We start from the raw sequence: 343 nt of genomic DNA, 5'->3' as shown, positions 1-343 counted from the left end.
TTGACGAATTAATGATTATTGAGCGTTACTCTCATGTGATGCACATTGTCAGTAACGTGATTGGTCAATTAGCGAAGGATAAAACAGCCTGGGATTTACTGAAAGCTTGCTTCCCCGCCGGCACAGTTAGCGGTGCGCCTAAAATTCGGGCGATGGAAATTATTCATGAGTTAGAGGGATGCCGGCGCGGCCCTTATTCCGGTGCTTATGGCTATTACGATTTTGAGGGTCAGCTCAATAGTGCAATCGCCATTCGCACAATGGTGGTTCGCAGCCAAGGCAATGGGCAAAATATTGTATCTGTTCAAGCCGGTGCCGGTTTGGTTGCCGATTCTGAGCCAGA

The 343-nt window shown here is 48.1% G+C and carries 1 protein-coding gene; it reads left to right on the top strand.

Features of this window, described 5'->3' with window-relative positions; translation table 11 throughout:
- The coding region (locus tag FLQ44_RS25525; RefSeq protein WP_206208744.1) for a chorismate-binding protein at positions 1–343 on the top strand (343 nt) is incomplete at both ends.

It is taken from the genome of Vogesella mureinivorans (assembly GCF_007644035.1).
Classification (GTDB): domain Bacteria; phylum Pseudomonadota; class Gammaproteobacteria; order Burkholderiales; family Chromobacteriaceae; genus Vogesella; species Vogesella mureinivorans.
This window is presented reverse-complemented; position numbering and strand designations above follow the sequence as displayed.